This window comes from Commensalibacter sp. B14384M2, assembly GCF_016101865.1.
GTDB classification, from domain to species: Bacteria; Pseudomonadota; Alphaproteobacteria; order Acetobacterales; family Acetobacteraceae; genus Commensalibacter; species Commensalibacter melissae.
The window spans coordinates 248,370-270,994 of sequence record NZ_JACFPS010000001.1; the positions used below are offsets into that span (position 1 = coordinate 248,370).

A 22,625-nucleotide genomic window follows, 5' to 3' on the forward strand; every position below is an offset into this window, starting at 1 on the left:
TTATCATTGTGGATGGACATTTATGACAGCGGATACAACTGACTCGAAACAGGATCTTGATTCATCTGAAGAAAAAAAATCCACCAATCCCAAAAATAAAAAAAAGGCAATCGGGTATCTAATGTTTTTCATTATGATCATTGTTGTCATTTTAATTGGTTTATATTGGTGGTTTACACGTAATGATGTTAGTACGGATGATGCGTTTACCGCCGGGCGTGCCATTACGATCGCACCGCATGTCAATGGTTACGTGACTGAATTATTGGTCAATGATAATCAGTTTGTCCATAAGGGTCAGGTTTTGTTGAGGATTGATGCAAGGGATTACAAAGCATCTCTTTTACAGGCGCAAGGTAATTTGGAAAGGGCAAAAGCCCAGTATCTTGCCTCACAATATTTATTGGAAGTTGCAAAAAAGAATTATCCAGGTCAGCTAAAAGTTGCCGAGGGACAACTGGAAGCCGCGAAAGCGCAATTATTCAAAGCCAAAACGGATTATGTTCGTCAACATAATATTGCGCGTCCTGCTACAACCCAGCAGGCGATTGATTATGCCACTTCCGCTTTTAACCAGGCAAAAGCGGAAGTGGACAGAGCTGAAGGTAATTATTTAATTGCCACTCCAGTCGAAGCCAATATTGGCAATGTCAAAAGTAAGGTTTCTGATCAGGGTGGGGCTGTTAAGGCAGCGGAAGCACAATTGGAAACGGCCGTTTTAAATGTTGGATGGACTGAAATCAGGGCACCGCATGATGGATGGATTTCCAAACGTAACGTTGAGCAGGGCAGTTATGTAACCGTTGGTCAATCCCTTTTATCCATAGTTGAGCCAGAGGTTTGGGTAATTGGAAACTACAAGGAAACACAGATTACCAATGTTCGTCCGGGTCAAAAGGTCAAAATTGAGGTGGATGCATATCCATTTATGAAACTAAAGGGCCATGTTGATTCAATCCAGGCAGGAACGGGCTCTGTCTTTAGTGCTTTTCCACCAGAAAATGCTACGGGTAACTATGTCAAGATTGTACAGCGTGTTCCTGTTAAAATATTGATTGATGAAGGACTGGATCCCAAGGTTCCCTTGGCCATAGGTCTTTCAGTCGTGCCAACGGTTTACACGAAATGAGTCAATCCGCTACTTTAAATACCGTAAAAGAGGAATGGAAGCCAAAACATAATCCATGGTTAATTGCCATTGTCGTAACTCTTGCCGCTTTTATGGAAATTCTGGACACGACAATTGTCAATGTATCTTTGCCCCATATTGCCGGTAGTTTATCAACAACCTATGATAATGCGACTTGGTCATTGACTTCCTATTTGGCGGCTAACGGAATTGTTTTAACAATTTCGGGATGGTTAGGAAGGATCCTTGGACGAAAACGTTATTTTCTTATTTGTATATTCATGTTTGCCGTATCTTCTTTTTTATGTGGTATCGCGAATAGCTTGGCTCAGCTCGTTTTATTCCGCCTAATGCAAGGATTTTTTGGGGGGGGGCTTCAACCAAACCAGCAATCGATAATTCTCGATACTTTCCCTCCAGATAAACGAGGGGCAGCTTTCGGATTAACGGCAGTTGCCACTGTGGTTGCTCCTGTATTGGGTCCATCATTGGGCGGATGGATCACGGATAGTTATTCCTGGCGATGGATTTTCTTTCTTAACGTTCCTGTCGGAATCATAACAGTGTTTGCGGTGGCTATGCTTGTTGATGATCCGCCATGGGCCAGAAAGCGTAGTGAACGAATTGATTATATTGGAGTCAGCTTAATAACACTGGGACTTGGTTGTCTGGAAGTCATGGTGGATCGTGGGGAAAATGCTGACTGGTTTGGTTCGGTTTTCATCTGTTGGTTGGGTTTTTTTTCGGTAATTGGTATCATAGGCGCAATAATATGGCTTCTTTATACAGAAAAACCTGTTGTTGATCTAAAAGTATTCAAAGATCGTAATTTTGCAATAAGCTCAATTTTAATGGCTGGATTGGGTGGATGTCTATATGCATCAGCTGTAATTGTTCCACAATTTACGCAGCAGATTATTGGATACACGGCTTTTCTTTCGGGATTGGTTCTGACACCAGGTGGGATTGCCATCATCATTTTAATTCCTGTTATTGGCAAAGTGATCAATGTTGTTCAAATACGTTATGTAATAGCGATGGGTTTTTTCCTATTCGGCTGCGCGTTGTTTTATTCAGCCAACTTGGTGCCAAATTCGGATTTTTTGCATTTGGTCATGTACAGGATATCACAATCGGTTTGCCTCGCTTTCCTATTTGTTCCTCTCTCAACTATTGCCTTTATGACAATTGAAGAAAAATATAATGCAGATGCTTCGGCATTGTTTAGTATGACAAGAAACGTGTTGGGAGCCTTATGTATTTCTGGAGCAACAGCTTTAATCACTGAAAGAAGGCAGGTAAATCAGGCACACATGGTACATTGGATGTCTCCTTTCCATCAGCCTTTTAATGATTATTTGACACATATGCGTGCAGTGGCTCAGCAATTGGGATATGCAACACAGGATCAGGCAGAAACAGCCATGAAGTATCTTTATCAGGATTTCATTAAACAGGTGGCAATTTTGGCCTTTAACGATGTATTTATGATTTTAGGTTGTTTGGCTTTTCTTCTCGTACCATTTTGTTTTTTTCTGGATGGCTATACAGCAAAGAAAAAAAAGGCAGATAGCTAATTACATGTATTTATGAAAATATTCGGCTATTTTTTGATAAAGATCATGTTTGAACCCGGTGTTGATTTTCGCCAATTCGGAAGATGAAATCCATTTCCATTCATTGAACTCTTTTTCATTATGGGTATTTAGATCAATATCGCTATCTTTCCCCAGAAATCTAACAGCAAACCATTTTTGGGTTTGTCCTTTATACTTACGTTTAAGAGGATTGCCAATTATATTGGATGGGAAATCATAGGATAACCATTCGGGATATTCCTCCAGAATTTCTATGTTACTTGTACCAATCTCTTCCAACAATTCACGTTTAAGCGCTTCTTGCGGGGTCTCATTTTTGTCGATCCCACCTTGGGGAAAGGCCCATATCCCATCTTTTGCCAGATCATGGCGTAATGCAATGAAAATTTCCCCCTTTTTGTTAAGGATAAAAGCTGCAACATTACGACGATAAGGTAGGGCTTTCATGATAAAATCCTTATTTGGAATGGATAGCAGGATGATCAGGAACAGACTTGTCCTGATGATTGGGCTGCTTTTGTTCTTGTTTTGAAGAATTGGCTTTGTTATCGTTGGAAGGTTTTTTCTGAACGGTATTTTTACCCTGACTGTCTAAAGAGGCCGATTTTTTTAATGGGATAGGAAAAGACTTATCATTGGATAATCCGGCCATGGATCTTACAACTTTTAGACCCTGTTGTAGCTGGAAATCAGTTGAGGGGTTCGTATAATCAAATTTTGCCCAATCTTTAGGAGGCTGGGCCGGTATTGATTTCGCAATTGCAGGTAGATCATTTCTGATGGGAGCTTTGGTTTGGTTTCCGCCTTCATTTTTGATAATATGATTTAGGTCAGCTTCACGAATGCTAAATTCTGGTGCATCGTAACTATCTTGCACCATGATATCGGGGCTGATACCCAACCCCTGGATTGAACGGCCAGATGGTGTGTAATATCGCGCTATCGTTAGGCGGATTGCACCATTTCCAGGAATAGGCATGACAGATTGAACAGATCCCTTACCAAAGGTTTTTTCCCCTACGAGGACAGCACGATGATGATCTTGCAGGGCTCCAGACACGATTTCACTTGCCGATGCTGAACCTCCATTAATAAGAACGACAATAGGCAATCCGTTGGTAATATCTTTCCCCTTGGCATTCCATCTTTGATTATCCTTAGGATTGCGTGCTTTGGTTGAAACAATGGCACCTTCCTTAATGAAATCCCGGCTGACAGAAATAGCCTGATCAAGTAGCCCGCCTGGATCATTACGAAGGTCAATGACCAGACCGGCAAGTTTGTGGTTGCTTTCTTTTTGTAGTTTATCAAAGGCCTGACGCATATTTTTCTCTGTTTCTTCGTTAAACTGAGAAATTCGAATATAGCCTATACGATCATAAAGAGCTGACTTTATTACTTGAATGTGAATGATTTCACGGATCAGGGTTACTTTAATAGGTTTCGGTTCTTTCAGACGGATCAAAGTCAGGGTGATTTGTGTTTTAGGTTTGCCACGCATTTTATCGACGGCTGCATTTAGGGTCATTCCGTCAATATTTTTGCCATCAATCGCAATGATATAATCCCCGGGTTTAATACCGGCCCGTGCGGCAGGTGTTCCATCAATTGGTGAAACCACCTTAATATGCCCCTCATCTTCTTGTACCTCCAAGCCAAGGCCACCAAATTCACCTTTGGTTTGAATCTGCATGTTGGCAAATTGTTTTTCCGTCATATATGAACTGTGGGGATCAAGTCCTGTCAACATTCCATTCAACGCATTGGTGATCAAGTCCTTGTCCGCAACAGGCTCAACATAGCCGGCTCGAACGCGTTCAAACACATCTCCAAACAAGGTGAGTAAGCGATAGGTTTCAGCACTGTTATTTTGTACCTGATCTTTTTTTACATCTTCGGCCAATGCTTGAATGGTCAGTTGGTTATCCGACCGTATCCAATTTTGAATCTGTGATCCCAATCCAATGCCAGCGATAAAAAGTGTCGTACCTAGCAATAATCCTGTACGGAACTTCATGCTGATTTTCTCCTAATACTTGATCCTAAAGTGGAAATGTTAACCTGTCTTTTATAAATAAAATCATGTTATATGTTAAGAAATATCTTTACCATTATAAAATTAAACGAAATTATCTTATAAAAAAGGAGATGGATTGATTGCTCTCTCGCCCCGTCGTAATTGCACAAAAAGGGTGGGACGTCCGGTTTTTCCGCCTGACCAGGCCGGCATTTGACCGATCATAATCCCTTTTTGGATCGATTGTCCAATGGCTACGGATAAACTATCCATACCAGCCAACACGAACCGGTAGCCTTTTCCACAATTCAGAATGATCATGTGCCCATACCCTCTAAAAGGTCCAGCGAACTCGATTAATCCGCTGCAAGGGGAACGGACTGTTGCTTGAGATTGGGGGGCATAGGTAATTCCCTGCGCTGGACCAGTTTCTGTTTTACTTCCCCATAATGAGACAATGGGTCCGATGACGGGTGCATTGGCCTTGGATGTGGTTCTTGAATTGAGACCAGGACCGTTGTTGGCTGATGAGATCATGGCTGACTCTTTTCGTGCTTTCTGCAATCGTGCCATATTATGTGCTCTTTGCGCGCGGATAATTTCAGCTTTTAAAGCGCGTTGTGCCCTGATTTTTGTTAGATTGATCTGTCGAATTGCATCATTAAGACTTTGCGCCTTCTGAGCTGCATTAGCGGCATTCTGGGAAATCTCAAAAACCGTTTTGGCAGATTCCTGTTGAGTGATGCGGGCCTGCTTTAAAGCCTTGGTTAATTGATTTTGTTCATTTTCCTGTTTTTTGTGAAGTTGGGCAAGATTCGTGATCTGAATTGTAAATTGATTTTGTAGCTGATTGATTTCCTCTTTATGTTGCTTAAGAACTTTTGCCTGATTTTCCAGCTGCTTGGATAGGTTCTGTATGATGGACAAACCTATTGTTGTATGAGAGGATGGCGAAGGCGCCGCGAGTAATGTATCTGAGGGATATAGGGATAACCGTTCAATTAAGGGGAGGAATTTGGAAAAATTTTTTGATTCGTTTTGCAACTGTATATTCAAGGTTACAATCTTAGATTTCAGATTTGTTATTTCCTTGTTAATTTCCTGAATTCGGGTTTCGGTTGTCTGTAGTTTTTCAGTTGCCTGAACCATATTGTTATTGATTTGATGCGTTCGCTTTTTATCTTGCCGGGCTTTTAAAATTGCACGTTGTTTTTCTTTTTGAATAGTTTCCAAATTTGAATTTATTTTTTCTTTTTCTTTCAAAAGCTTTTTTTGTGTTTGTTCGCTTTTATTCAGAATTTGCTGTAATCTCGTTTGCTTTTGCTCTTGAGCACAGGCATGATGGGGTAATCCGGTAAGGAAAATACTTATCTGGATTATAAATATAAAAACATGAAATTTAAAAAATGAAGATAAATGACAGAGTTTCAGAACGGCCTCGATAAATTCAATTTATGTAAAAATATTCAATCATTGATATATTAAAATTTTACAGTGATAAAATGAAGATCATAAAAAACCTTTAGAATGAATTATTCTAAAGGTTCGTTAGTGACATGCAAAACTCGGTTGATAAATATTTTATTCTTTGATCAGCACTTTACCTGTCATTTCCTTGGGCTGTGGTAAATTCATCAATTTTAAAATCGTTGGTGCCAGATCTGCCAAACGACCGTCATGCAGTTGAACATTTTCAACACCGTCAAGGATAACGGGAACTCTGTCAAGCGTATGTTGAGTATGAGGTTCACCAGTTTTTTCATCAACCATCATTTCACAGTTTCCATGGTCAGCCGTAATAATTAGGGCTCCATGTTGTTTCCTGATGGCTGGAACAATTTTTCCTATAGCTTTGTCAACCGCTTCAACCGCTTTAATGGCAGCATCAATCTTACCTGTATGACCCACCATGTCAGGATTTGCGAAATTGACAACGATCAGGTCATATTTTTCACTGTTGATGGCATTTACAACTTTTTCAGTTAATTCGGGTGCCGACATTTCAGGTTGAAGGTCATAAGTTGCAACTTTTGGAGAGTTGACCAGAATACGATCCTCGCCAGGGAAGGGGTCTTCACGACCACCATTCAAGAAATAAGTGACATGAGGATATTTTTCCGTTTCCGCAGCCCTGAGCTGTTTCAATCCAGCGTTGGAAACGATTTCACCCAGAACATTGGTTAATGTTTCTGGTGGGAATAGCACGCCCATTTTCTTGATTAATGTATCGCTATATTGTGTCATCCCCAACACTTTAGAAAATTGGACGGTTTTGGTACGTTTAAAACCTGTAAAATCAGGTTCCAATAACGCATCCATTAACTGACGGATACGATCAGCTCTGAAATTAAAGGATAAAACGGCATCTTGATCCTCCATTCCCTTATAATCACCAATAACTGTTGGCACGATGAATTCATCGGTAACTTTTTGATTATATGATTCAGAGATTGCAGCTAACGCATCCGTTTTGTGAGGACCCTTGCCCTCTACAATAACATCATAGGCTTTTTCAACACGATCCCAACGTTTATCACGATCCATTGCATAATAACGTCCTGAAACAGTGGCAATCTTTACATCCTTTGGTAGTTCATTTAAAGCCGTCTCAATATAGCCCCTCGCAGATTCAGGAGGAGTATCACGTCCATCAGTAAAGACATGTAGTGCAACTTTAATGCCATAATCGTGTAAGGCCTTGGCCAGACCAATGGCATGTTCCTGATGGGCGTGCACGCCTCCTGGTGAGAAAAGTCCGAGTAAATGGCAAGTCTTGCCATTTTTCTTCAGGGTTTCAACAAAATCCTTAAACAATGGTTTTTTCAGAATGTCTCCAGTTTTAATGGCATGGGTAATTTTTGGAAGTTCTTGCATAATGACACGGCCAGCGCCGATATTCATATGTCCGACTTCAGAATTTCCCATTTGTCCATGAGGCAATCCAACATCTTCATTACTTGCATCAAGAAGAGCGTGTGGAGAATTTTTAAAAAGTGCATCAATATTGGGAATACTGGCATTGGCAATAGCATTATCTTTTTTATTTGGGTTATACCCAAATCCGTCAAGGATTGTCAGCATAACGGGGCGATATTTTTTTTGAGTCATTTTTATGTCCTGTTTATTTGTTCATGGATCGTTTTGATTTTTGTTTTTGATGAACGTTATATAGTTAAAAGTTAGTTAAGTAGATAAATGAATGCAACCAGAATTTAAATTTTATCAATGATTGACTATGATCTTATAAACTAACCATATTTTGGAAAATCATAGTATTATGATTCATAATCTGATTTCATGGGGATATTTATTTAATGCTTGAAATAATATCAGTAATTTTAACGAAATTATATAAAAATAATTAATAAATATAAGTATAATTGTTTAGATAAATTAAAATTATTTATTATTATTGAAATAATTTGCAAATAATAGATTTTTTTATAAAAAATTAAAAATATAAAGGTTTTAAAAATGAAAAAAGAGAATTCATGGATGATGAATCTAACTCCAGAGCAATTACACGTTATCAGAGATCATGGTACTGAAGCACCCGGCTGCAGCCCTTTGAATTATGAATGGAGAGAAGGGGTGTACCAATGTATTGCCTGTCATGCACCCCTGTTCAAGGCAAATATGAAATTTGAAAGTGGTTGTGGCTGGCCATCTTTTTTTTCTGTAATAAATGGTGCGGTCGAAACGGAAGTAGATACAAGTCATCATATGAAAAGGATTGAGGTTCATTGTGCCAGATGTAAGGCACATTTGGGTCATTTGTTTCAGGATGGACCTGCGCCAAATGGGGAAAGGTATTGTATCAACGGGATTGCACTCAATTTTGAAAGACAAATAAAATAGTTCATTTAGCCAAAAGATACGTCTTTAGTAAAAACCAGCCAGAAAACCAGGGCACAAAGGGCAATCAGTGAAAGCGTGAGAAAAGCCTGATCATAACCATGGTATTTTGCTATTGTTCCTGCAAGATAATGACTGCATGATGCGCATAATCCCTGACATGTGAAGATGATGCCTAGTCCCGTATTAAATCGTCCTGATCCTTGCATTATCTTGGCAACGATTCCAGGGATGGCAACACCGATCAGGCCAGCACCAACACCGTCAAGAATTTCGGCAGGAAGCAAAACAAGGGGATGTTGAATTGTTCCAATCAGTAATCCTCTTGCAGGTAGTGCAACAAGGGCTAAAACAAGCAGAATTCTATATTCATGCCGTTTTGCAAAAAACGCGGCAAAAATGGCCATTGGGATCATTGTTGTCTGAGCAATTATGATCGTCATGGCGGTATAGGATCCTGGTTTATTGATAATATTTTTTGCGACCATTGATTGACTTAAAAGTGGAAGCATCGCTGCATTGGCAAGATGGAACAAACCGATCGTAACAGCAAGAATAAAAAGTTTTTTATTTTTTAAGAGTTTGAAAAAGGGTTGGGGACTGGTTTGGTTGACATTTAATCCCCGTGCAATTTTATTGTCAATTTGTCTGGATGGGATTAATGCAAGGGCTGTAATAGCCAGGAATGCTGAACAGCTCATTAAAATAAAAATAGCCTTTAATCCAAAATAATAACTTGCTATTCCGGCTATAAGGGCTGCACAAGCATTTCCTGCATGGTTAAATGATTCATTATACCCAATTTGTTTATCAAAGAGATCGGGTCCCACCAATCCCATTGTTATGCTGACTGTTGCTGAAATAAGGGTTGCTCCGGCAATGGCAATTAACATTTGAGAAATGATTGTCATTGGCAAATTGGGATAATGATAGATAAAATAGCAGCCGATAATGATACTGATTGTGGCAATAATACCTATATTTTTTTTGTAACGAATATGATCAATCAGCATACTTACGGGTGTGGTGATGATTATGCTGGTTAACCCAGCCAATGTCATGACAAAACCGATTTTATTAACTTGCCAATGATTTTGCTGCAGAAACACACCTAGGAAAGGTCCTAAACCGTCCCGAACATCGGCTACAAGAAAATTAAACAGATTAAGAAAATAAAGTGGCATAAAATCTTGAAATTGTCATTGTTATGAAGAATTGATTATATATGATTTATTTTCTTTAAAAAGCAGCTTAAAAGAAATAATTAAGTTTAAAATTACTTTATTTGGTGAATACTCAATATTTTATAAATAATTTGATGAATAATAAAAGTAATTTAAAAGTGTTATAATTAATTGTATTAATTTTTTATATAAAAGTTTAAATATGACTATGAATTTATCAAAAAATATTTTTGAATGTTTAATTCAATAGCTTTAAATAAATTTTAAAATAAATGTTTATACAGGATTTAAAATCATTGAATTAATTAAGGTGATTGAATACGAATTGGTTGAAATATATCTGTATTCAATCAATTCAGACTAAATTCTTTCGACAGTATATTTTTCTCGAAGACTTTGTATAATTTCCTCTGCATGTTCTGCACTGCGTGCTTCCGCCATAATTTCGAGAATGGCCGATTGAACGCTTGAGGTCGAGAATAACCGTTGATGTGATACCTCTATGATATTTCCACCCTTTTCAGTTCCAATAATGTGGGAAATGTCAGCCAATACACCTGGACGATCAGGAATTGAGAATCTTAGACGTAATAGTCTTCCTTCCCGTAAGAGGGTTCGAAGTAGGGTGTTGGCCAATATACGTGTATCAATATTTCCCCCGCTGATGGGAAAGGCAATATTTTTACCCTTAAACCGTTCTGGATAGGTTAGAATGGCAGCCAGACCACTTGCCCCCGCTCCTTCGGTAATTTGCTTGGCATGTTCCGCTACAAGGGTTATAGAATCCTCAATGGCCTCCTCTGGGACGGAAACGATATCTTCCACATATTTTTCTATGACTTCAAAAGGATAAAAACCTAGTTTGCGAACGGCTATACCTTCCGCAATGGTTGCACCGCCAGGCGGTTTTAACGCTTTATGGGTGGCAAAGGAATATGAAAAATAACGATCGCTTTGAACACCAATTATTTTTGTGTAGGGTCTTAAAGCGGCAGCTACAACAGCACATCCCGAAATCAGTCCACCTCCGCCAACGGGAACAATCAGGTAATCAAGGTCTGATTTTGTATCCTCGAAAATTTCCAGGGCCAATGTTCCCTGTCCAGCCATGACTGCGGGATCATCATAAGGATGAATGAAAACACGTCCATCTTCCTTGGCGAGTTGATTGGCATATTGGGTGGCCTCGGTAAAATCTTCACCTTCCAAAACAATCTTGGCACCCCAGGCCGCGGTTCGGTTGATTTTTGTCACAGGTGTGAATTTGGGCATGACAATAATCGCATCAATGCCAAGTAATTGTGCATGGCGTGCAACGCCTTGGGCATGGTTGCCGGCTGAAACGGTGATAACCCCCCGTTTTTTTTCCTCTTCAGTCAGCAGGGCAAGTCGGTTGGCAGCCCCACGTTCCTTGAAAGAGCCAACGGCTTGAAGATTTTCAAGTTTCAAGGTAATATCTGCATTTACTCTTTTTGACAGGGACTGACAAAACAGGGTGGGAGTGCGGATAATATTTTTATTTATCCGTTGCGCCGCATCATGGACGTCGTTAATTGAAATCATAATAGTATAATCAGGGGTTAAGCGTAGATAACATCAAGGATTTCATAAGATCGATCTCCCCCAGGTGCAGGGACAGAGATCGTTGCTCCTTTTTCCTTACCGATCAGAGCCTTGGCCAAAGGGGATGAAATTGACAATAGACCTAATTTGATATCGGCTTCATGAAGTCCAACAATTTGAAAGGTGGACTCTTTTTCTGTTTCTTCATCAATCAAAACAACTTTTGCGCCAAATTTAACAGTGTTTCCTGATAGGCTTGATGGATCGATAACCTGAGCCGATGAAATTATCTGTTCAAGTTCCAGTATGCGTCCTTCAGTAAAAGACTGGCGTTCACGCGCCGCTTCATATTCTGCATTTTCAGAAAGGTCGCCATGACTGCGTGCCTCAGCGATCGCATGTATAATTTCTGGCCTTTCTTTATCTTTAAGTCTGCGTAGCTCTTCTTCCAGACGTCGTAGCCCTTGAGCCGTCATTGGAAATTTTTGCAAAGTTGAATGTCCTTTAAGAAACAAATTAAGAATATTATATAAATACAATTGTTATTATAAACATATTTTTCTATAAAGAAAATTTTTGTAGCATATTACATTATTTTATTTCTAAATCAATTCTCAATCTCTATATTTGATTTCATGTATCATAAAAAGTTATGCTGGGCAGATCATTCCCGATGGAAATCCCGTCTTTCAACCCATGAAGATGAATGGCTGTTCAATTCGGAATCTTTGACAAAACGGTTAATTCGTTTAAGTCGAAATCAATTTTCATTAAAGCGTCTGTCTGAACAAAAACAAAAAATCAGGGAAGATGAATGCGGGATATTAGAGGTTGGTTATCCAAGTCTGAAACAGGTCAGGCAGGTTGTTTTGGAGGGACAAGGTCAAGCCTGGATATATGCCCGTAGCATTATCCTGTCCAAAGGGGAGGATCGTAGGGGAAACCTTTTTCAGGCAATTGGCAATAAACCGCTCGGGTCTGTATTATTTCAAAAAGATGTTTTTGAAAGGTCAAAAATTGAAATAACAAAATATCCTAGAGAACTCCTGCCAATAGATTATCGCCATGTTGATTTATGGGCAAGAAGATCGGTATTCATTTGTTCCAGTCAATCAGTACTTGTGCAAGAAGTATTTTTACCGGATTTATGGAAACATATAGTTAATAAAAAAAAGCAGGTTTATAATAATCACCTGCTTTAGTTAAGAAAATAACCTTAGAATTTTAATGATTAAAATAAGATTGCAGTGGGGCCACGTCCAGTTTGCCTTCACGCAAAGCCGCAATGGCATGGACGGCGGCGGCGGCACCTGCCATAGTTGTATAGTGGGGTATATTATGGTTCAGCGCAGAATGGCGTATGTCGAAACTATCGGCGGTTGCTTGTGCACCCTGAACAGTATTGATAATTAGCTGGACTTCTCCGGAAAGGATCGCGTCGACACAGTGTGGACGACCCTCCAATACCTTGTTAACCACCTTGGCTTCAATACCAGCATTCTTTAAGGTTTCAGCTGTTCCACGTGTGGCCAGAATTTTAAATCCCATTTCTGTCAGTTTTCTGCCCAGAGGCAATAGAGAGGGCCGATCACTATGACGTACCGAAAGGAAAACATTGCCTGTTAAGGGTAAGGTTACACCGGCACCCAACTGAGATTTTGCAAAGGCACGTTCAAATGACGTGTCAATACCCATGACTTCACCTGTAGATCGCATTTCAGGGCCGAGAATGATATCTATATTGGGAAACCGTGCAAAAGGGAACACCGCTTCTTTAACGGCGACATGACCTCTAACAGAACGCTGTTTTAACGAAAAGGATCTCAATTTTTCCCCGGCCATGATTCTTGCCCCAATCTTGGCAATGGGTACCCCGGTTGCCTTTGCAACAAATGGAACAGTTCTTGAGGCGCGTGGATTGACTTCCAATATGAATATTTCATTATTCTTGATTGCATATTGTACATTCATCAATCCAACAATCCCCAAAGCTTTTGCCAGGGTCGTGGTTTGTGCCTGCAATTCTGTTACCAGGGCGGGTGAAAGGGTGTAAGGTGGAATAGAGCAGGCACTGTCACCAGAATGAATGCCGGCTTGCTCGATATGTTCCATTACACCGGCGACATAGACATCCTCTCCATCGGCCAGACAGTCTACATCGGTTTCAATGGCATCATTAAGATATTGGTCAATCAATAATGGGCCGGAAGATACATCGACACCAGCAGAGGAAAGAACCTCATTCAGATAACGATGCAGACTATTTCTATCATGGACAATTTCCATGGCTCGTCCGCCCAGCACATATGAGGGGCGAATAACCACTGGATAACCGATTTTTTCCGCAATTATTTCGGCATCTTCGGCATTATGAGCAATTCCATTTGACGGTTGCCGTAAACCAAGTTTTTGTAACAGGGCCTGAAAACGTTCCCGATCTTCTGCAAGATCAATAGCATCCGCTGGAGTACCCAATAGGGGGATGTTAGCTTCTTCCAGTGCTTTGGAGAGTTTAAGTGGCGTTTGTCCACCATATTGCACGATACATCCCTTTAAGACCCCTTTTTCCTGTTCGCGACGAATAAGCGCAATGACATCTTCTGCCGTTAGAGGTTCAAAATAAAGACGGTCAGACGTGTCATAATCGGTTGAGACAGTTTCAGGGTTGCAATTGACCATAATGGTTTCATATCCCGCTTCCCTTAAAGCATATGAAGCATGAACACAGCAATAATCAAACTCAATGCCCTGTCCAATACGGTTGGGGCCACCCCCCAAAATGACGATTTTTTCACGATCAGTTGGATGGCTCTCGCAAATTGGTGTATTAAAACCACCCTCATAGGTTGAGTACATATAAGAAGTGGAAGAGGCAAATTCACCCGCGCAGGTGTCAATTCGTCTGTAAATTGGATTAACGTTGAGTTTTTGACGATATTGCGCGATTTCCTTTTCTGACTTTTGTGTCAATTCTGCAAGCTGTTTGTCAGAAAATCCCATAGCCTTGATATTTCTTAGTTCAAATGGGTCAGAGGGCAATCCGTTTTTCTCGATCTGATTTTCAACAAGAATAATCTGTTGAAGTTGTTGTAAAAACCATGGATCAAAATGGCAGGCTTCATGGATATTTTCCAGTGAGATTCCCGCACGGATGGCTTGAGCGGCCACTAGAATTCGATTGGGTCTTGGTTGGGAAAGAGCTGCACGGAAAGAATCTTCGTCACCATCTCCCGGAATGGTTACCGGATTAAGTCCCGTCAAGCCGATTTCCATAGAACGCAGACCTTTTTGAAGTGCTTCCGGGAAGCTACGTCCGATAGCCATCGCCTCACCAACAGATTTCATGCTTGTATTGAGCAGGGCAGGGGTACCAGGAAATTTTTCAAAGGTAAAGCGGGGAATCTTAACTACAATATAATCAATGGTTGGCTCAAAAGAAGCAGGTGTTGTTTTGGTAATATCGTTTTTGAGTTCGTCAAGGGTGTAACCTACCGCCAATTTGGCCGCAATTTTGGCGATGGGAAAACCGGTGGCTTTTGAAGCCAGAGCGGATGAACGCGAAACCCGGGGATTCATTTCAATAATGACCATACGTCCATTTTTTGGATTCAGACCGAACTGAACATTTGATCCACCTGTATCAACCCCAATCGCTCTCAGGCATGCAATCGAGGCATCCCGCATGCGTTGATATTCTTTATCGGTGAGAGTCAGTGCCGGTGCGACGGTGATTGAATCCCCGGTATGAATTCCCATGGGGTCAATATTTTCGATGGAACAGATGATGATACAGTTATCCGCCTTATCACGGACCACCTCCATTTCATATTCTTTCCATCCAACAATACTTTCCTCAATCAGGACTTCTGTTGTTGGAGAGGCATCCAAACCCGCACTGATAATATTTTCAAATTCATCCGTGTTGTATGCAATACCGCCCCCAGAACCACCCAGAGTAAAAGAGGGGCGGATGACCACAGGTAATCCAATTTTCTTTAAGGATTCTCTTGCCTCTTCCATAGAATGAGCAATGGCGCTGCGAGGGCTTTCAATACCAATGGCATCCATGGTCTCACGAAATTTCAAACGATCTTCCGCCCGGTCGATAACATCGGCTTTTGCGCCAATCAGCTCAACATTATTTTTTTCTAGAAAACCTGATTTTGCAAGGGAAATGGCGGTATTTAAAGCTGTCTGTCCCCCCATGGTTGGTAAAATGGCATCGGGTTTTTCTTTCAGAATAATGCGTTCTACCGTTTCAGGAGTAATTGGCTCGATATAGGTTGCATCAGCCATATCAGGATCTGTCATGATTGTCGCGGGATTCGAATTCAATAAAATTACGCGATACCCTTCTTCCTTCAGGGCCTTACAGGCTTGGGCACCCGAATAGTCGAATTCGCAGGCCTGGCCAATAACAATTGGACCAGCACCAATAATCATGATTGAAGATATATCAGTTCTTTTAGGCATATTGGTTACTCTATGATCTTTTATGGGAAGAGGAATGCTGATCCATCAATTCAACAAAGCGTTTGAAAAGATAATGGCTATCGGTTGGGCCGGGGCTTGCTTCTGGATGATATTGTACGGAAAAGGCCGGATAAATCTTTGAGGCAATCCCTTCGTTGGAATGGTCGAACAAATTGATATGCGTTTCGTGTACGGTATCGGGTAAGCTTTTGGGATCAACAGCAAAACCGTGATTTTGGCTGGTAATTTCAACCTTGCCCGTCTTTAAATCTTTAACAGGTTGATTTGCCCCGCGATGTCCCTGATCCAGTTTGTAAGTTTTACCGCCCAAGGCATGAGCCAAAAGCTGATGGCCAAGACAAATTCCGAAAATTGGAATATTTCTTTTTAGCAACTCCCTTAAAACTGGAACTGTATAATGAGCTGTTGCCGCTGGGTCTGCAGGCCCATTCGAAAGGAAAACACCATCAGGGCTATAGCTCAATATTTCCTCAGTTGATACTGTAGCGGGAACAACGACAAGGTCACATCCGACATTGACAAGATTACGAAAAATATTATATTTTGCACCGTAATCAATGGCCACGACTTTATAGGCAGGCTTGTTTTGATTTTTTTTATCGCTTTTCCAGCACCAGACATCTTTTTTCCAGGAATGGGATTTTGGACAAGTAACCTCTTTTGCGAGATCCATTCCCTTTAATCCAGGCCATCTTTTAATTTCTTTCCGTAAAAATTCCAGATCAAAATTTCCGTCTTCAGGCCAGAAGATCAAAGCATTCTGTGGGCCTTTTTCACGGATAAGGAGGGTAAGGGCACGAGTGTCAATTCCATAAATTCCTGTCACATTTTGCTTTTTAAGCCAGCTGTTTAAATGACTGGTCGATCTCCAGTTGGAAGGTTCAGTAATTTTTTCTTTGATGATCAGTCCTTTTGCAACAATTGTATCTGCCTCGTTATCATCGTCGTTAGTACCTACATTTCCAATGTGTGGAAAGGTAAAGGTAATAAGCTGGCCAGCAAAAGATGGATCTGTGAGGGTTTCTTGATATCCCGTCATTCCGGTAGAAAAGCAGATTTCTCCAAGGGCAAGGTTGTTTTTTGAAGAATGGGCACCAAATCCCATTCCCCACAAGACGGTTCCATCCTCCAGTAAAAGGATGGCATTTGCTTTTGATGGGCGTTGGGTCTTTAAGCTGATAGAATTATCGTCATAATTATTTTTTTCAGGTTGCAAATCTTTTAAAGTTAATCCTGTTGCTTGTATTATTGTAGCCCAGTGTTTAGAAGGAATGGCATGAGCCTGCTTCCATTTGCGAATTGCTTCGGTAGAGACTCTGGCAATCTTGGCCGCCTTTTCAATACCGCCGAGCTTGGAAATAACTGTGTCAATATCTGTCATGTCCCTAGACCTTATGTTGGACGAATATAATTATTAATATATGTATATAGGATTGGGAAAAAAAATCCCAGCACTGAATGTAAATAAATATGATAGGAATTTTTTTCCTTATCAAAAAATGCTATACTTTAAGAATGGAGAAAGAAATGAGTTTGCGTGAACGTTTTAAAGAAGAATTGAAAACCGCCATGAAGGCTAAAGAGGCAGGCAAAGTCACCACGTTACGGATGATTGGGGCCAAATTGAAGGATCTGGATATTAATGCTCGTCCAAAGGGCATTGATCAGGTTGGCGAAGATGAAATTATCACAATGCTTAAAAGTATGGTAAAGTCCCGTCGTGAATCTGTGGAAATGTACCAAAAGGCAAATCGTCAGGATTTGGTTGAAAAGGAACAGGGGGAAATCACGATTATTGAAACGTTTTTGCCTGCGCAACTAAATGAAGATCAAATGCGGGACGTTGTAGATGAGGCAGTGGAAAAGACAGGAGCCTCGTCTATTAAGGAAATGGGCAAGGTTATGGGTTACCTAAAGGAAAATTATGGTTCTGTTCTTGATTTTTCTAAGGTAAACGGATTGGTAAAGGCTAAACTCTCTTAATTTATTTAGGGTGATTTGTGGCGTTTGATCAAAGATTTCTGGAAGAATTGCGGCAACGTATCCCGATTCATACCGTTATCGGACGGAAAGTAAAACTTACTCGTTCAGGGCGTTTCTGGAAAGCGTGTTGTCCTTTTCATGGGGAGAAAACACCTTCGTTTTATATTTATGAGGATCATTTTCATTGTTATGGATGTGGTGTCCATGGTGATGTTATTTCCTTTGTTATGCAAAGTGAGGGAAGAACCTTTGGTGAGGCAATTAAAGAGCTTGCCGCGCTGGCGGGATTGGATATTCCTGAACAGACATATCAGGACAGGCAAAGGATTGAAAAGCAGCATAGTTTATACGATGTTATGCTTGCCGCACAGGATTATTATCGTTTGGCCCTAGATACACCTTTGGCTAAGGCAGGTAAGCAATATCTACTTGAACGCGGAATTCTGAAAGAAACTTTTGAAACGTTTAAACTGGGATGGTCTGGAGATGGTCGTGGAGGTCTTATCCATTTCTTAAAGGAAAAAGGATATGATCTTGAACTTATTGGAGAGGCTGGACTTCTACGAAAAAAATCTGAGACTGAATGGGGTGGGGAGCTATTTTTTAATCGAGTAATTTATCCCATTCATGATCGTAAGGGTCGACCTATCGCTTTTGGCGGAAGAATTATTGGCGATGGACAGCCGAAATATTTGAATAGTCCGGAAACCCCTTTATTTTCAAAGCGTCGCACCTTATTTGGGCTAAATCATTTATCATCACTTTTTGTGAGAAAGGAGGTGGATCCATTATATAATACAGTTCTCGTTGTTGAAGGGTACATGGATGTCATTGCGTTATATCAGGCAGGATTTCATGGAGCGGTTGCACCATTGGGTACGGCTTTGACAAAAGATCAGATGGGTTTGTTATGGCGTGTAACCCCCGAACCCGTTCTCTGTTTTGATGGGGATAGGGCTGGGCACAAGGCCATGTTGCATGCAGCTGAGGAATCTTTACCGATTTTAACTTCTGAACATACATTGAATTTTTTGACACTTCCCGAAGGTGAGGATCCTGACAGTTTTGTTAAGAATCAGGGTGGAGAGGCATTTTTAAAGCTTATTCCTAAAAAACAATCCTTATGTGATGCCATATACGGGATTGTATCGGCTCATGTGGATATAAAATCCCCTGAACAACGGGCTGCGTTGAAAACGCGGCTAATTTCAATTGCTCAGCATATTGATGACAAGATTCTGTCAAAGGAATATCGCCGTATTTTATTGGATCGCTTTTATCAGCAATTCTATCCAAAAGCCGACCGATATGGAACATTTGCAAAAAAAACTGATGTAAATTTGTCAAATCGGATTCAAAAAATTGATAAGGAACAGATTGATTATAAAAGGATTTGCATTTTATTCGCTATCTTGCTGCATTATCCAGAACTTCTTTTTTCTGTGGAGTCCGCTTTTTGTCAGCTAGACTTGCCTGCAAAATTTATTAAGTTGAGAGAATTTTTTGTTGGAATTCCTTTTGAAGGAACGACCTTAGATGATAGAATAAATTTCCTTGAAAAAGAGGGTTTTTCTGATTTAATTAATGCAATTAATGATGAATTTTCTATTTCTTCTTCAGATCAATTATCGCAAAAATTTGATTTACATTTAATTGAAAAACAATGGTGGCATTTCTATGGGTTATTGAATATTCAGGAACTTGAAAACCAGGTTGAGCTGGCTCGCAAAGCATGGGTTGAATCTCCAGATGAACAGCATCAGAATATTTTTGTCGCACGTGTAAAAGCCCTTGAAATTGCCAGGACAGGTTCAAACAATGAACGGGAGGATGATTTCTTATAATAATTGTTAGCTAGGGATATGATAAAGACTTGATTTATCTTTCCGTAGATATCATGTCTAATATATGTTGCTTTAGATTTGGCTGTAAATGTTGTTTAGTAATTCTGTATAGTATTCATCGTGCGAAAGTCAGTTTTGTGAGCCAATGTTAATATTAGCAAGCATATAAATTTTATAAATAATTTAAAGCATACCTTAAAGGTAAGTTTGAAGTTAAGGTTTAGGTAGAATTAGGAAGCTTTTTTGAGGCAAAAATGGCAGTCACAACACCATCTAAAATTGAAGAAAATTCAAGTGATAACGATACAAATGTTTTGGATACACAATCCGCTGTTGTAAAACGTTTGATAAGTAAAGGGAAAGAGCGCGGTTACGTAACTTTAGATGAATTGAATGCTATCTTGCCCCAAGATAAAATGTCTTCTGAACAGATTGAAGATGTTATGGCTATTTTTTCAGAAATGAACATCCAGATTATAGAGAATGAAGAAGAGGATGCGGATGGTGAAGAATCCGAAAATGAGTCAGATAAAGATGATTCGGAAGAAACGGTTGCAACTGAAACGAATACAGGTCGAACTGATGATCCCGTTAGGATGTATTTGCGTGAAATGGGGGCGGTAGAGCTTCTTTCGCGTGAGGGGGAAATTGCCATTGCCAAGCGGATTGAGGCTGGACGGAACCAGATGATTGGGGGATTATGCGAAAGTCCCCTGACTTTTAGGGCAATCATTGGGTGGTATGAACAGTTAAAAACTGAAGAGGTGCTGTTAAGGGATATTGTTGATCTGGAAGCAACTGAGAATGAATATGACCAGGTTGAATTGTCAAATATGGATGATTCTTTGTCCGCTTCGCTTGATCATGATACTTCTGACGACAGTGAGGAGGAAAATGAGGATGGTGAGGAAACGGAGAGTGGCGCGGACGAAGAAAATAATCTTTCTCTTGCTGCTCTAGAGGAAAAGCACAAGGACGAGATCCTCAAACATTTCAGTGAAATTGAAAAGAACTATCCCAAGTTATATGAGTTACAGGCTCAGCGCTTGGAAACGATTCAGGCCGGTGAAAAACTTACCAGTAAATTTGAGACAAAATATGAGGCTTTAAGGGATAAGCTTATTGAAGAGGTTCAGCAAATTCATTTGCAAAGTAATAAAATCGAATTTCTTGTTGAACAGTTGAAAACGGTTTCCAAAAAGCTTGCCAGCCTAGAGGGAAGTATGTTGCGTGCAGCGGAAAAATGCAAAATTTCCCGTGATGACTTTTTATCAAAATATCATGGTCATGAATTGAATCCTGACTGGCTTGAAGCGGTTGGAAATTTACCTGGCAAATACTGGAAACTTTACGTTGAAAAATACGGTAAAGAAATTGGTCAATATCGTGATCAAATTGCCGAGCTTTCTCAAAAGGTAGGATTGCCGGTAACAGAATTTAGACGGGTTTTTTCTACAGTTTCGTATGGTGAGCGAGATGCGTCTCGTGCCAAGAAAGAAATGATCGAAGCGAATTTGCGCTTGGTCATTTCAATTGCAAAGAAATATACGAATTGTGGATTGCAATTTTTGGATTTGATTCAAGAAGGCAATATTGGTTTAATGAAAGCGGTTGATAAATTTGAATATCGTCGGGGATATAAATTTTCAACCTATGCAACTTGGTGGATTCGTCAGGCAATTACCCGTTCAATTGCCGATCAGGCTCGAACAATCCGTATTCCTGTTCATATGATTGAAACAATAAATAAATTAGTGCGGACTTCACGACAGATGCTGCATGAAATTGGCAGGGAACCAATGCCGGAAGAGTTGGCGGAAAAACTCGGGATGCCTCTGGAAAAGGTAAGAAAAGTATTAAAAATTGCTAAGGAACCTATTTCACTGGAAATTCCAGTGGGTGATGAAGAGGATAGCCATTTAGGGGACTTCATTGAGGATAAAAGTGCTGTTATTCCATTGGATGCGGCAATCCAGACAAATTTGCGAGAAGCGACGACACGTGTTCTGGCTTCCTTGACCCCAAGGGAAGAACGCGTTTTGAGAATGCGTTTTGGTATTGGGATGAATACAGATCATACGCTGGAGGAGGTTGGACAGCAGTTTAATGTCACACGTGAACGTATTCGCCAGATTGAGGCAAAAGCCTTGCGTAAATTAAAACATCCAAGTCGTAGTCGTAAATTACGGTCATTTTTGGATGATAACTAAGATCCAATAAGATTTTTTCAATTTGATACAACTCTTAAAATTGTAGTCTTCTATATAGATATTTTCTAATAAACAATAAGGAAACTAATTATTTATGGAAGATTATAGTTTATAGGACTTGCATTTTTTTATTTTTTATGGTTTTTAGAAATCTTCTTTCCTGCCAAGGTTTAACGGCTATGCCTTGGCTATACCCGCTAGATGAAAGAATATATGCCAATAATTTTTTGGTAATTGGGTTGAAGTCAGCCGAAGGGAGATATTATGCCATTATATGAATGCGTGTTTATTGCACGTAATGATGTGACTCAACAACAAGTTGAAGACATTGCTAATGGAATTGCTTCTTTGATTGAAAATGAAGAAGGTTCCGTTAAAAAACGCGAATATTGGGGATTACGCAACCTTGCTTATAGAGTCAAGAAAAACCGTAAAGGTCACTATATGCTCTTGGGCATTGATGCTAAACCAGAAACCATCAAGGAAATTGAACGTCAATTTAATCTGAATGAAGATGTTTTACGTTTCCTGACCCTAAGAGTGGAAGAAATTGATGATACACCTTCTCCAACACTTTCACGTAAAGGGGATGAAAAGGAACGTAATTCAAATCGTTCTGTATCAAAAGCATCCGGTCGCTTTGACAGTGGTCGTAAACATGCTTCAGAAGATGAAGATGCTTCCGATCTGGTTGACGAAGAAGTGGTTGTTTCTTCAATCGAAGTTGAAGAGGATAGGGAGGCTTAAT

At 40.1% G+C, this 22,625-nt stretch carries 17 protein-coding genes; 8 read left to right on the top strand and 9 right to left on the bottom strand.

Annotation, left to right across the window (positions count from 1 at the left end):
- The first annotated feature begins 22 nt into the window (after positions 1 to 22).
- Both H3R33_RS01155 and H3R33_RS01160 read left to right on the top strand, forming a co-directional pair.
- The gene (locus H3R33_RS01155; RefSeq protein WP_198184561.1) at positions 23 to 1,129 is read left to right on the top strand and encodes an HlyD family secretion protein; all 1,107 of its coding nucleotides are present in this window, start codon (positions 23 to 25) and stop codon (positions 1,127 to 1,129) included.
- The gene (locus tag H3R33_RS01160) at positions 1,126 to 2,706 is read left to right on the top strand and encodes a DHA2 family efflux MFS transporter permease subunit (protein ID WP_198184562.1); all 1,581 of its coding nucleotides are present in this window, start codon (positions 1,126 to 1,128) and stop codon (positions 2,704 to 2,706) included. The genes H3R33_RS01155 and H3R33_RS01160 overlap by 4 nt, the downstream gene beginning before the upstream one ends.
- Here H3R33_RS01160 and H3R33_RS01165 read toward each other — a convergent pair whose 3' ends face one another.
- The 4 genes from H3R33_RS01165 to gpmI all read right to left on the bottom strand — a co-directional run bounded on the left by H3R33_RS01165 (position 2,707) and on the right by gpmI (position 7,852).
- A complete protein-coding gene (locus H3R33_RS01165; protein WP_155569506.1) occupies positions 2,707 to 3,174 on the bottom strand; it encodes an RNA pyrophosphohydrolase in 468 nt (155 codons plus the stop codon).
- Positions 3,175 to 3,184: 10 nt separating this feature from the next.
- The gene (locus H3R33_RS01170; RefSeq protein ID WP_198184563.1) at positions 3,185 to 4,744 is read right to left on the bottom strand and encodes a S41 family peptidase; all 1,560 of its coding nucleotides are present in this window, start codon (positions 4,742 to 4,744) and stop codon (positions 3,185 to 3,187) included.
- Positions 4,745 to 4,861: 117 nt separating this feature from the next.
- Positions 4,862 to 6,007 carry a murein hydrolase activator EnvC gene (locus H3R33_RS01175; protein ID WP_110438367.1) on the bottom strand — a complete coding sequence of 382 codons (1,146 nt, stop codon included), beginning with the start codon at positions 6,005 to 6,007 and terminating at the stop codon, positions 4,862 to 4,864.
- 318 nt (positions 6,008 to 6,325) lie between these two features.
- Positions 6,326 to 7,852 carry a 2,3-bisphosphoglycerate-independent phosphoglycerate mutase gene (gene gpmI / locus H3R33_RS01180; RefSeq protein ID WP_110438366.1) on the bottom strand — a complete coding sequence of 509 codons (1,527 nt, stop codon included), beginning with the start codon at positions 7,850 to 7,852 and terminating at the stop codon, positions 6,326 to 6,328.
- Positions 7,853 to 8,218: 366 nt separating this feature from the next.
- Between gpmI and msrB the strand changes: the two genes are divergently transcribed.
- Positions 8,219 to 8,602: a peptide-methionine (R)-S-oxide reductase MsrB gene (gene msrB / locus H3R33_RS01185; RefSeq protein ID WP_198184564.1), complete on the top strand. Its 384-nt coding sequence runs from the start codon at positions 8,219 to 8,221 to the stop codon at positions 8,600 to 8,602.
- 5 nt (positions 8,603 to 8,607) lie between these two features.
- Here the strand turns inward: msrB and H3R33_RS01190 are convergent, their stop codons facing one another.
- The 3 genes from H3R33_RS01190 to greA all read right to left on the bottom strand — a co-directional run bounded on the left by H3R33_RS01190 (position 8,608) and on the right by greA (position 11,837).
- Positions 8,608 to 9,783, bottom strand: coding sequence for an MFS transporter (locus H3R33_RS01190; RefSeq protein WP_122123882.1), 1,176 nt, complete (start codon positions 9,781 to 9,783; stop codon positions 8,608 to 8,610).
- Positions 9,784 to 10,143: 360 nt separating this feature from the next.
- Positions 10,144 to 11,346, bottom strand: a complete 1,203-nt coding sequence (locus tag H3R33_RS01195; RefSeq protein ID WP_122123881.1) for a threonine ammonia-lyase — start codon at positions 11,344 to 11,346, stop codon at positions 10,144 to 10,146.
- 17 nt (positions 11,347 to 11,363) lie between these two features.
- Positions 11,364 to 11,837, bottom strand: coding sequence for a transcription elongation factor GreA (greA, locus tag H3R33_RS01200; RefSeq protein ID WP_155568355.1), 474 nt, complete (start codon positions 11,835 to 11,837; stop codon positions 11,364 to 11,366).
- Between the two features lie 144 nt (positions 11,838 to 11,981).
- Between greA and H3R33_RS01205 the strand changes: the two genes are divergently transcribed.
- The gene (locus tag H3R33_RS01205) at positions 11,982 to 12,548 is read left to right on the top strand and encodes a chorismate lyase (RefSeq protein ID WP_155572110.1); all 567 of its coding nucleotides are present in this window, start codon (positions 11,982 to 11,984) and stop codon (positions 12,546 to 12,548) included.
- 22 nt (positions 12,549 to 12,570) lie between these two features.
- On the opposite strand, the gene carB is transcribed toward H3R33_RS01205, so the two are convergent.
- Together carB and carA are read right to left on the bottom strand one after the other, a co-directional pair.
- The gene (carB, locus tag H3R33_RS01210; protein ID WP_198184565.1) at positions 12,571 to 15,819 is read right to left on the bottom strand and encodes a carbamoyl-phosphate synthase large subunit; all 3,249 of its coding nucleotides are present in this window, start codon (positions 15,817 to 15,819) and stop codon (positions 12,571 to 12,573) included.
- A gap of 10 nt (positions 15,820 to 15,829) precedes the next feature.
- A complete protein-coding gene (gene carA / locus H3R33_RS01215) occupies positions 15,830 to 17,221 on the bottom strand; it encodes a glutamine-hydrolyzing carbamoyl-phosphate synthase small subunit (RefSeq protein WP_122123878.1) in 1,392 nt (463 codons plus the stop codon).
- Positions 17,222 to 17,367: 146 nt separating this feature from the next.
- On the opposite strand from carA, the gene H3R33_RS01220 reads away from it, so the two are divergent.
- The 4 genes from H3R33_RS01220 (at position 17,368) to rpsF (ending at position 22,624) form a co-directional block, all read left to right on the top strand.
- On the top strand, positions 17,368 to 17,823 hold the full coding sequence (locus tag H3R33_RS01220; RefSeq protein WP_198184566.1) for a GatB/YqeY domain-containing protein: 456 nt from the start codon (positions 17,368 to 17,370) through the stop codon (positions 17,821 to 17,823).
- Positions 17,824 to 17,840: 17 nt separating this feature from the next.
- Positions 17,841 to 19,667, top strand: a complete 1,827-nt coding sequence (gene dnaG, locus H3R33_RS01225; RefSeq protein WP_198184567.1) for a DNA primase — start codon at positions 17,841 to 17,843, stop codon at positions 19,665 to 19,667.
- Positions 19,668 to 19,921: 254 nt separating this feature from the next.
- Positions 19,922 to 21,877 carry an RNA polymerase sigma factor RpoD gene (gene rpoD, locus H3R33_RS01230; RefSeq protein WP_110438358.1) on the top strand — a complete coding sequence of 652 codons (1,956 nt, stop codon included), beginning with the start codon at positions 19,922 to 19,924 and terminating at the stop codon, positions 21,875 to 21,877.
- A gap of 264 nt (positions 21,878 to 22,141) precedes the next feature.
- A complete protein-coding gene (gene rpsF, locus H3R33_RS01235; RefSeq protein WP_110438357.1) occupies positions 22,142 to 22,624 on the top strand; it encodes a 30S ribosomal protein S6 in 483 nt (160 codons plus the stop codon).
- The last annotated feature ends 1 nt before the right edge of the window (position 22,625 follow it).

Bases quoted from the DNA above. Each gene is read 5' to 3' on its own strand.
- H3R33_RS01155 (WP_198184561.1), top strand. From the start codon at position 23: ATGACAGCGGATACAACTGACTCGAAACAGGATCTTGATTCATCTGAA.
- H3R33_RS01160 (WP_198184562.1), top strand. From the start codon at position 1,126: ATGAGTCAATCCGCTACTTTAAATACCGTAAAAGAGGAATGGAAGCCA.
- H3R33_RS01165 (WP_155569506.1), bottom strand. From the start codon at position 3,174: ATGAAAGCCCTACCTTATCGTCGTAATGTTGCAGCTTTTATCCTTAAC.
- H3R33_RS01170 (WP_198184563.1), bottom strand. From the start codon at position 4,744: ATGAAGTTCCGTACAGGATTATTGCTAGGTACGACACTTTTTATCGCT.
- gpmI (WP_110438366.1), bottom strand. From the start codon at position 7,852: ATGACTCAAAAAAAATATCGCCCCGTTATGCTGACAATCCTTGACGGA.
- msrB (WP_198184564.1), top strand. From the start codon at position 8,219: ATGAAAAAAGAGAATTCATGGATGATGAATCTAACTCCAGAGCAATTA.
- H3R33_RS01190 (WP_122123882.1), bottom strand. From the start codon at position 9,783: ATGCCACTTTATTTTCTTAATCTGTTTAATTTTCTTGTAGCCGATGTT.
- H3R33_RS01195 (WP_122123881.1), bottom strand. From the start codon at position 11,346: ATGATTTCAATTAACGACGTCCATGATGCGGCGCAACGGATAAATAAA.
- H3R33_RS01205 (WP_155572110.1), top strand. From the start codon at position 11,982: ATGTATCATAAAAAGTTATGCTGGGCAGATCATTCCCGATGGAAATCC.
- carB (WP_198184565.1), bottom strand. From the start codon at position 15,819: ATGCCTAAAAGAACTGATATATCTTCAATCATGATTATTGGTGCTGGT.
- carA (WP_122123878.1), bottom strand. From the start codon at position 17,221: ATGACAGATATTGACACAGTTATTTCCAAGCTCGGCGGTATTGAAAAG.
- H3R33_RS01220 (WP_198184566.1), top strand. From the start codon at position 17,368: ATGAGTTTGCGTGAACGTTTTAAAGAAGAATTGAAAACCGCCATGAAG.
- rpoD (WP_110438358.1), top strand. From the start codon at position 19,922: ATGGCAGTCACAACACCATCTAAAATTGAAGAAAATTCAAGTGATAAC.
- rpsF (WP_110438357.1), top strand. From the start codon at position 22,142: ATGCCATTATATGAATGCGTGTTTATTGCACGTAATGATGTGACTCAA.